At 74.0% G+C, this 9,663-nt stretch carries 8 protein-coding genes; 5 read left to right on the top strand and 3 right to left on the bottom strand.

Going from position 1 to position 9,663, the window contains the following annotated elements:
* Positions 1 to 323: 323 nt before the first annotated feature.
* Positions 324 to 1,697, top strand: a complete 1,374-nt coding sequence (locus ACZ4XJ_RS13680; RefSeq protein WP_383988025.1) for an MFS transporter — start codon at positions 324 to 326, stop codon at positions 1,695 to 1,697.
* 27 nt (positions 1,698 to 1,724) lie between these two features.
* Positions 1,725 to 3,620: a helix-turn-helix domain-containing protein gene (locus ACZ4XJ_RS13675; RefSeq protein WP_362877739.1), complete on the top strand. Its 1,896-nt coding sequence runs from the start codon at positions 1,725 to 1,727 to the stop codon at positions 3,618 to 3,620.
* A 99-nt stretch (positions 3,621 to 3,719) separates the two neighbouring features.
* Here ACZ4XJ_RS13675 and ACZ4XJ_RS13670 read toward each other — a convergent pair whose 3' ends face one another.
* Positions 3,720 to 5,003: an MFS transporter gene (locus ACZ4XJ_RS13670; protein WP_362877740.1), complete on the bottom strand. Its 1,284-nt coding sequence runs from the start codon at positions 5,001 to 5,003 to the stop codon at positions 3,720 to 3,722.
* A 351-nt stretch (positions 5,004 to 5,354) separates the two neighbouring features.
* Here ACZ4XJ_RS13670 and ACZ4XJ_RS13665 point away from each other — a divergent pair, with 351 nt between their 5' ends.
* The 3 genes from ACZ4XJ_RS13665 to ACZ4XJ_RS13655 all read left to right on the top strand — a co-directional run bounded on the left by ACZ4XJ_RS13665 (position 5,355) and on the right by ACZ4XJ_RS13655 (position 8,567).
* A complete protein-coding gene (locus ACZ4XJ_RS13665; RefSeq protein ID WP_468496271.1) occupies positions 5,355 to 5,762 on the top strand; it encodes a hypothetical protein in 408 nt (135 codons plus the stop codon).
* Between the two features lie 361 nt (positions 5,763 to 6,123).
* Positions 6,124 to 7,263, top strand: coding sequence for a PLP-dependent cysteine synthase family protein (locus tag ACZ4XJ_RS13660; RefSeq protein ID WP_468496270.1), 1,140 nt, complete (start codon positions 6,124 to 6,126; stop codon positions 7,261 to 7,263).
* The gene (locus ACZ4XJ_RS13655; protein ID WP_468496269.1) at positions 7,263 to 8,567 is read left to right on the top strand and encodes an MFS transporter; all 1,305 of its coding nucleotides are present in this window, start codon (positions 7,263 to 7,265) and stop codon (positions 8,565 to 8,567) included. The genes ACZ4XJ_RS13660 and ACZ4XJ_RS13655 overlap by 1 nt, the downstream gene beginning before the upstream one ends.
* Here ACZ4XJ_RS13655 and ACZ4XJ_RS13650 read toward each other — a convergent pair.
* Together ACZ4XJ_RS13650 and ACZ4XJ_RS13645 are read right to left on the bottom strand one after the other, a co-directional pair.
* Positions 8,546 to 9,259, bottom strand: a complete 714-nt coding sequence (locus tag ACZ4XJ_RS13650; RefSeq protein WP_468496268.1) for a dioxygenase family protein — start codon at positions 9,257 to 9,259, stop codon at positions 8,546 to 8,548. The two genes, ACZ4XJ_RS13655 and ACZ4XJ_RS13650, sit on opposite strands and share 22 nt — an antisense overlap.
* 188 nt (positions 9,260 to 9,447) lie before the next feature.
* A complete protein-coding gene (locus ACZ4XJ_RS13645) occupies positions 9,448 to 9,660 on the bottom strand; it encodes a hypothetical protein (RefSeq protein ID WP_468496267.1) in 213 nt (70 codons plus the stop codon).
* Between the last annotated feature and the right edge of the window lie 3 nt (positions 9,661 to 9,663).

Genomic DNA, 9,663 nt, shown 5'->3' with positions numbered 1-9,663 from the left:
CTGTCACCCAACAGCGACGCGGTCTTCAAGTGGTCCGGCAACGGCACCACCTGGCACAAGGTCGGCGGCCCCGCCTCCTTCATCGCGGGCCGGTAACCGACTCATTCCAAGTGGCCCACCGGAGCTGTCCTCCGTCGTGAGGGTTCCGGTGGGCCGCTTCCAGTTCGTCGAGGCACGCCGAGGGGATCGGTTCGGGCCGTGTGGTGGCCGGACACACCCGGCGGTGCCTGATTGTGATGACGAGCACCATATGACGCCGACCTGGGTACTCCTACGTTGTGGCCACACCCGACGCCCCCGTAGACCCCCTGGAAGTGGTGCACATGGTCTCCTCCGGAACCGCCCCGAACGGTCCCTCCGGCATCAAGCGCATCGTCGCCGCGAGCCTCGTCGGCACCACCGTCGAGTGGTACGACTTCTTCCTCTACGGGTCCGCCGCCGCCCTCGTCTTCAACACGCTGTTCTTCCCCTCCAGCGACCCCCTGGTCGGGACCCTCCTCGCGTTCCTCACCTACGCCGTCGGCTTCGCCGCCCGCCCGTTGGGCGGGATCGTCTTCGGGCACTACGGCGACCGGATAGGTCGCAAGAAGCTGCTGGTGCTCAGCCTGCTGCTGATGGGCGGCGCCACCTTCGCGATGGGACTGCTGCCCACCCACGCGAGCATCGGGGTCGGCGCGCCGATCCTGCTCACGGTGCTGCGGCTGGTGCAGGGCTTCGCGCTGGGCGGCGAATGGGGCGGGGCCGTCCTGCTCGTCGCCGAGCACGGCGACGACCGCAACCGGGGCTTTTGGGCGTCGTGGCCGCAGGCCGGCGCCCCGGGCGGCAACCTGCTCGCGACGGGCGTCCTCGCGCTGCTCGCGGCCGTGCAGTCCGACGAGGCGTTCCTCGCCTGGGGGTGGCGCGTGCCGTTCCTGCTGTCGGGGGTGCTGGTGGTCATCGGGCTGTGGATCCGGGTCTCGGTGTCGGAGTCGCCCGCGTTCCTGGAGGCCCGGGCGCGGGCCGAGGCCGAGGAGGCGGCGGGCGAGCGGCGCAAGCCGCCGGTCGTCGAGGTGCTGCGCACCGGCCGGCGCGGCATCCTCACCGCGATCGGGACCCGGCTCGGGGAGAACGTCTCGTACTACATCCTGACGGCCTTCCTGCTGGTGTACGTCACCGTGCACCTCCAACTGCCGAAGAGCGACGCGTTGAACGCGGTACTGATCGGCTCGGCCGTGCACTTCGTGACGATCCCGATGTGGGGCGCCCTGTCGGACCGGATCGGCCGCCGGGCGGTGACGCTCGTCGGGTCGGTCGGCATGGCCGGCTGGGCCTTCGCCTTCTTCGCCCTGCTGGACACCAGGTCGTTCCCGGTGATCGCGGTCGCGGTGACGGCCGGGCTGCTGTTCCACGGGGCGATGTACGGCCCCCAGGCGGCCTTCATCTCGGAGCTGTTCGACACCCGGGTCCGCTACTCCGGCGCCTCCATGGGATCCCAGCTGGCCTCCATCCTGGGCGGCGCCCTGGCCCCGATCATCGCGGTCGAGCTGCTGCGGGAGTACGACTCCTCCCTCCCCGTTTCCCTCTACCTCTGCGCGGCGGCGCTGGTCACGACGGTGACGGTGCTGCTGGCCCGGGAGACCAAGGGCCGCAGCCTGACCGGTACGGACCGCGCTCCTACCGGGGCGGCCCGTCCGGAGTCGGCCCCCGTCGGCCGCTGACCGGACGCCGCCCGTAGGCTCACGCCCGTGACGGACGCGGACGGCCCCGGGACTCGGGCAGGCGTACGGGACCTGCTCGGCCTGCTGGCCCAAGGCGCTCCCGCCGAGGACCTCGCCCGGCCGGTGGCGGACGCCCGAGCCGCCGGCGCCCCTGCGGGGGTGCTCGCCGAGCTGGAGGACGCCACGCGCGCGGCGCTGGACGTCCATCGCACGCTGGCCCAGCACCGGACCCGCGAGGCCGAGTTGACGGCACTGTTCGACACGGCGGGCGACCTCGCGGCGCTGCGCGACCTGGACGCGGTTCTGCGGGCGATCACCCACCGCGCCAAGCAACTGCTCCACACGGACGTCACGTATCTCTCGCTGAACGACGAGGGCGCGGGCGACACCTTCATGCGGGTCACCGACGGTTCGGTGTCGGCCGCGTTCCAGCAGTTGCGGCTGGGCATGGGCGAGGGGCTGGGCGGGCTCGTCGCCCAGACCGCCCGTCCGTACGCCACCGGGGACTACCAGACCGACCCGCGTTTCCGGCACACCCGTCCGATCGACGAGGCGGTCGGCGAGGAGGAACTGCACGCCATCCTGGGGGTGCCGCTGCGGCTCGGGTCGAAGGTGATCGGTGTCCTGTTCGCCGCCGACCGCAGCCCCCGCGAGTTCTCCGCACGGGAGGTGGCGCTGCTGTCCTCGCTCGCCGACCACGCGGCGATCGCCATCGACGGGGCCCGCCTCCTGGAGGAGACCCGCCGGGCGCTGTCCGAACTGGGCGTCGCCTCCCGCACCATCCAGGAGAACAGCGACGCGCTGCGCCGCGCGGAGGAGGCCCACGACCGGCTCACCGGGCTCGTCCTGCGGGGCGGTGACATCGCGGAGGTGGCCGCGGCCATCGGGACGCTCCTCGACGGGGGCACCCTCGTCCACGACGCAGACGGGACTGAGCTGGCCCGTTCCCGGACCGGTTCCCGGCCCGCGCCCGCCGAGGCCGTGGCGGCCTCCCGGGCCGGCGGCCGGGCCGTTCCGCTGGACGGTACGTGGGTGTGCGCGGTGCTCGCCGGTCCGGAGATCCTGGGCAGCGTCACCCTGACCGGCCGTCCGGGGCTCGACGACGCGGGGCGCCGCCTGTTCGAACGGGCCGCGACGGTCGCGGCGTTGTTGCTGCTGCTGCGCCGTTCGGTCGCCGAGACCGAGGACCGGATACGCGGTGAGCTCCTCGGTGACCTGCTCGGTCCCGCGGCGGATCCGGCCGCCCTGGCCGTCCGCGCCCGCCGGCTGGGCGTCGACCTCGCGCGGCCCCAAGCCCTCTTCGTCCTGCACAGCGACGCCGCGCCGCGGCCGCGGCTGCTCGCCGCGGCGGCCCACCAGGCGCGGGCGCGGCGGGGGTTGGCGGGCGTCCACCACGACCACGCGGTGCTCCTGGCCCCGTCGCGGGCGCCCGGTCCCGACGCCGTGGCGCTGGCCTCGGCGCTCGGGCGGGCGGTGGGAGGCCCGGTCACGGTCGGCGCGGCGGGTGCGGACGGCGACCCCGCCGTGCTGCCGGCGGCGCACGCGGAGGCCCTGCGCTGCCTGTCGGCGCTGCGGGCCCTGGGGCGCGCCGGGGAGGGCGGGACGCTGGCCGGTCTCGGATTCCTGGGGGTACTCCTGGGTGAGGGCCCTGACCTGCCGTCCTACGTACGCACCACGCTCGGGCCCCTACTGGAGTACGACGAGCGGCGTGGCAGCGAGCTCGTGCACACCCTACGGGTCTACTTCGCGGCAGGGATGAGCCAGTCCAGGGCGAAGGACCTGCTGCACGTCCACGTCAACACGGTCGTCCAGCGCCTGGAGCGCATCGGCCGACTGCTCGGCCCGGACTGGCAGTCTCCCGACCGCTCCCTGGAACTGCAACTCGCGCTCCGGCTGCACCAGGTGTCGGGCGGGGACGCCTGACGGTTCGACGGGCACGGCCGAGGGCGGACGCGGCGCCCGGCGGCGGTGTCCGGGGCACAGGATCCGTGGGCCTCGTGGGGCAGCGCACGGCGTCCCCGCTCAACGGCGTCCCGGGTGGTCGGCGCGACGGTCCGCGTCCGGTGTCGCGGCGTCGCGGGTGCCGCGGCGTTGGACGACGAGCACGGCGAGGGCGGCGGTCAGGGAGACGAGCCCGCCGACCCACAGGCCCGAGCGGGCTCCCCAGTGTTCGGCGAGCCAGCCGAGCAGGAGCGCCCCCACGGGGGTGGTGCCCTGCATGATCAGCGCGTAGAGGGACATGACCCGACCGCGGAACTGCGGATCGCTGCCGAGTTGGATGCGGTGGTTCGTGGCCTGCGCGAAGGTGATCGAGGCGAATCCGGTGGCGGCCAGCAGGACCAGCGCGGCGGCGAAGGTGGGCGCCAGTGCGGTGAGGGTCTCCAGCAGGCCGAAGGCGATGGCGGACGCGACGACCAGCGAGGCGGAGGGTCGGCCCCGACGCGCGGTGGTGACGAAGGCCGCGAGCAGCGAGCCCACGGCCAGCGCGCTGGCGAGCAGCCCGAACGCGCGCGGGTCGGCGTGGAACACGGTCTTGGCCAGGAGGGGGAGGGTGAGTTGGAAGTTGAAGCCGAACATCCCGACGACCCCCACCAGCACCATGGGCAGCAGCAGGTCCGGTCGGCCCCGGACGTACGCCAGTCCGTCCGCGACGCGGGTGGCGCCGGGTTTCGGGGCGGTGCCGCGTTGGAGTTCGGCGGGCCGCATGGCCAGCAGGCTGAGCACGGTGGCCAGGTAGCTGACCGCGTTCAGCACGATGACGGGGCCGGTGCCGAGGCCGCTGATGAGCAGGCCGGCGAGGGCGGGGCCGACGACGCGTGCCGCGTTGAAGTAGGCGGCGCTCAGGGCGGAGGCGTTGGGCAGGAGTTCGGCGCCGACCATTTCGCTGATGAACGACAGCCGGGTCGGCACTTCCACCGCGTTGACCGTGCCGAGTCCGAGGGCGAAGAGGTAGACGTGCCACAGTTCGGCTCCCGGGAGGAGGACCGCGAGCGCGAACAGCAGGGACAGGACTCCGGAGGCGGCGTTCGCGCAGATGAGGAGTACGCGTTTGTCGTACCGGTCGGCGAGCCTGCCGCCGGTGAGGGTGAGCAGCAGGACCGGAGTGAACTGCAGGGCGGTGACCAGACCGAGGGCCGTGCCCGAGTCCCCGGAGAGGGACAGGACGAGCCAGTCCTGGGCGACGATCATCATCCAGGTGCAGGTGACGGACAGGAGTTGGCCGCCTGCGAAGAGCCGGAAGTTGCGTACGGACAGGGCCTCGAAGGTGCGCTTGAGCCTGCTCGCTTGCGCACCGGGGGCGGTCACGGAGGCTCCTCCTTCGATCCGGTCGGGTACGTGTCGTGCCCGACCGGCAGGTCCCCACGCGCCCGTTCTTGATCGAACCGTACCCACGGGCAGCCATTCGCTGTTTTGAAATGTGCATTCCTTGACATGGAATGCACTTTCCCTGACGGAATTTAACGTTCAATGGCCGTGACGTCGGCCTCCCGGCCGGCTTCGGCGCGGCGCGGATCCGCAGGACGGTCCGTACAAGCGGTGGAGGGCCCGCGCACGGCGAACGGCACTCAATTGACGATCCTCACCCTCCCGAGGCCTGTTTTCCCATGTCCGAATCGACATCCACCGTCGGACGGAAGGGAGCGCTAGCATCACGGCATGGTCACAGCCCGCCCGCACCGCACCTCGCGGGCCCGCCCTCGCGCGGGCCTGCTGCGCCTGCTCGCTCTGACCGTGCTGCTGACGGGCCTGTTCTGCGCGCACGGCACCGCCGCGCAGGACGGCGCCCTCCATGCGGGCCCCGGCGCCCCGGGCGTATCGGTGGCCCACGCCGTCACCCATGCGGCGCCGGCCGAGGTGCCCGACCCGGGCCGTGATCCCGTGCATCCGGCGCACGAGTGCGCCCCGCTGCCGCCGCACCAGGGAGCCGTGTCGGAGGCCTCGACCGCCGCCCCGCACACCGAACCCGGATGCGTACGGGCGGGCCCTCACGACCACTGCGGCGGGCTCGCTCAGGCCGCGCCGGGGCCCGTACCTCCCGTCACCTCGGCCGTCCTGCGGATGTAGGGGCCCCGCCCGGCCCGGGAGGGCGGGGCGGCGGGTCCGGGGTGCCGCGCGCACCGACGCCGAACGGCCGGGCCCGCCCCACGGTTCGAGCCGCCCGATCGCCCCGCCCCGTACGCCGTACGCGCGCGGCCCGGCGATCCGCCGACGGCTCCGCCCGCACCCCGGTACGCCCTCCCGCCCGCCGGCCTCCCGCCGGCCGTCCGCCCCGCCCCGACCGGGGGCAGCCGCCGGCGTTCTCGACCCGGTCCTCCCCACACGGGATCCGCCGCCCCGGCCGATCCCGCAGGACCGTTCGCCCGTGGGAAGGCCCGACGACACCCGCCCGTGCGACCACCGGTTCCATCGACCGAGAGCGGAAACGATGCATCCCCCCATCACCGGCCTCACACCCCCCAGCCGCACCTCCCTGTCCGGGCTGGTCGGCAACACTCCCCTGCTGCGCGTCTCGGACCCGCTGTCCCGGACCGACCGCGGGTTCTGGGCGAAGCTCGAAGGTTTCAACCCCGGCGGCATCAAGGACCGCCCCGGCCTCCACATGGTCGAACGGGCGCGCGCCCGGGGCGACCTCGCGCCCCGGGCCCGGGTCATCGAATCCACCAGCGGCACCCTGGGCCTCGGGCTCGCGCTGGCCGGCATGGTCCACGGGCATCCCGTCACCCTGGTCACCGACCCCGGTCTGGAGCCCTCCATGACCCGCCTGCTGACCGCGTACGGGGCGCGGGTCGACGTCGTCGCCGAGCCGCATCCCGTCGGCGGGTGGCAGCAGGCGCGCCGGGACCGGGTCGCCGAGCTGATGCGACGCCATCCGGGTTCGTGGTGCCCGGACCAGTACAACAACCCCGACAACACCACCGCGTACACCGGGTTGGCCCTGGAACTCGCCGCCGAGCTGGGGCACATCGACGTCCTGGTGTGCAGCGTCGGCACCGGAGGGCATTCGGCGGGCGTCTCCCGCGTCCTGCGCCAGCTGTATCCGGGGCTGCGGCTCGTCGGGGTGGACACGGTGGGTTCCACGATCTTCGGGCAGCCCGCCCGGAACCGACTGATGCGGGGCCTCGGTTCGAGCATCCATCCGCGCAACGTCGCCTACGAGCAGTTCTCCGAGGTGCACTGGGTCGCCCCGGCGGAAGCCGTCCACACCTGCCGCCGGCTCGCCGCCTCGCACTACGCGGCGGGTGGTTGGAGCGTCGGCGCGGTCGCCCTGGTCGCCGGCTGGTTGGCCCGGACGCTGCCCCGCAGCGCCCGCATCGCGGCCGTCTTCCCCGACGGCCCGCAGCGCTACCTCGGCACCGTGTACGACGACGACTACTGCGCCGACCACGGCCTGTTGGACGCCCCGCCGGCTGCCGAACCCGACTCGATCCGCCGCCCGGACGAACGGGAGGTGACCCGCTGGACCCGGTGCGCCGACGTCGTCGATCCGCTGGCGCCCGGTGCGGTGGGCGGGCCGGGGGGCTCCCCCGACGCGGCGGGCACGGCCGGTGCGAAGGAGCGGGCCTGATGCAGGGCACCCTCGCGCAGGTCCGCTCATACGACCGCTGCGTCCAACTGTTGATGGTCAACCAGTTCACCATCAACCTCGGGTTCTACATGCTCATGCCCTATCTGGCCGCGCACCTGGCGGGGCCGCTCGGGCTCGCCGGGTGGACGGTCGGTCTGATCCTGGGCGTGCGCAACTTCAGTCAGCAGGGGATGTTCCTGATCGGCGGCACGCTGGCCGACCGGTTCGGTTACAAGCCGATGATCATCGCGGGGTTGGGGCTGCGCGTCGCCGGGTTCGCCACGCTCGGGCTGGTCGGTTCGGTGCCCGCGCTGATCGCCGCCTCGGCGGCGACGGGCCTGGCCGGAGCGCTGTTCAACCCGGCCACCCGGGCCTACCTGGCCGCGGCCTCGGGCGAACGCCGGGTCGAGGCGTTCGCCCTGTTCAACGTCTTCTACCAGGCGGGCATCCTGCTGGGCCCGCTGGTGGGGATGGTGCTGACGGGCATCGGGTTCCGCGTCACCTGCCTGACCGCGGCGGCGGTGTTCGCCGTACTGGGCGTCGTGCAGATCCGGGCCCTGCCCGCGCGGCGGGGCAACGACGCCGGGGACCGGGCGTCCGGTCCGCGCGAGCGGGTGCTGGTCCAGTGGCGCGGCATCCTCGCCAACCGGTCGTTCCTGCTGTTCTCCCTGGCCATGATCGGCTCGTACGTCATGACCTTCCAGGTGTATCTGGCGCTCCCCCTGGAGGTGCGGCGCCTCGGCGGTGACGGCGGGTTCGGCACGGCCTCGGTGGCGGCCCTGTTCGCCGTGTCGGGGCTGAGCACGATCCTCCTCCAGACCCGGGTCACCGCGTGGTGCAGGGCCCGGATGGAGCCGGGCCGCGCCCTCACCTGGGGGCTGCTCGTCATGGGCGCGGCGTTCCTGCCGCTGCTGGCCGCCTCGCTGGTGACCGTGGAACCGGCCGGAGCGGGGGCGAAGGTGCTGGCCGCGGGGCCGCCGGCGGTGTCGGCGCTGATGCTGGCGCTGGGCACGATGATCGCCTACCCCTTCGAGATGGACACCATCGTCCGGCTCTGCGGGGACCGTCTCGTCGCGACGCACTACGGGTTCTACAACACCGTCTGCGGCCTCGGCATCGCCCTCGGCAACCTGCTCACCGGGGCCGCGCTGGACACCGCGCGGGCCGCGGGCCTGTCGGCGCTGCCCTGGCTCGCGCTCTGCGCCCTCGGCCTGGGCTGCACCGCGGCGGTGTACGCGCTGCACCGCACGGGGCGCCTGACTCCGGTGCCACCGGCGAGGGTTCAGGCGATGCCGACGGTGTAGGAGGCGCGGTAGCCCCTGCCGTCGGCGACGGGCTTCAACGTCATGTCGGCACCGGCGGCCCGGTAGCGGTCGTCGCGCTCGTTGGGGTGCTTCGGGGCCCGCCGGCGGTCGTAGGGGGCGAGGGCGTACGCCCGCAGGAGGAGGTCCTCGGGGAAGAAGAACTGCGAGGTGGTCCCGGCGCCCGCGTCGGGACGCACCTTGAAGTGGATGTGCGGGGCCAGGCCCGCGTACCAGCCGGGCACGATGGTACGGAACACGGCGCGGCCGCCGGCGTCGGTGATCTGCGTCCCGCGCAGGAAGGTGGCCTTGCCGGTCGAGTAGGTGCCCGAGGAGTCGGCCTGCCAGATGTCGACGGCGGCGTCCGCGAGGGGCCGGCAGCCCGCCGACATCCGGACCACCGTCAGATCGAGCCGCACGGGTACGCCGCCCCGGCCCTCGGTGACGTCGGAGCGGACCTTGTCGAGGTCCAGGTAGTACGGGCCTTCACCGGCTTCGGCCGTGAGCACGCAGCCGGGGGCGGTGGAGCCGGCCGAGGGCAGCGCCGCGGGGTCGGCCGGCGTCCGCCGCGCCGGGGACCCGCGGTCCCCGGTCGCGCTCGAACAGGCGACGGTCAGTGCGGCCGCCCCGGCCGTTCCCGCCGCCAGCAGCACGGCGCGCCGGCGGGTCAGGGAGGTGTCGTCGTACTCGGCCATGCGAACCCCTCGCAGCGTTCCGGGACCGTCGCACGCGGACGGCCGCCCACCGCGCCCACGGTGCCGGACGGTGTGCGCCCGCCCCGGCACCGACACGAACGACCAAGCTTTCGGCCCAGGGCGGACGGGGCCCACAGGGGCGACGGCCGGTGCCGCGCGGGCCGCCGGCGGGCGCCCTCAGGTCGGGCTCACGGGAAGGGTTCGTGCGAGGAGCGGAAGCCGTCGCGGCGCATCCGGTCCCGCACCGCCCGCCAACCGTCCTCGGGCGGGGCCGCCGGACCGGCGGCTCGCCGGCCGGTCGGGGGCGCCTCCGGTTCGGCGCGCTCGTGGAGGGTTCCGGCACGCACCACCGCCCGGACCCGGACCGCGTCGGCGAAGCCCCGTCGTGCGGCTCCCCTCACCGG

The organism is Streptomyces sp. NPDC029836 (genome assembly GCF_055574495.1).
This window is presented reverse-complemented; position numbering and strand designations above follow the sequence as displayed.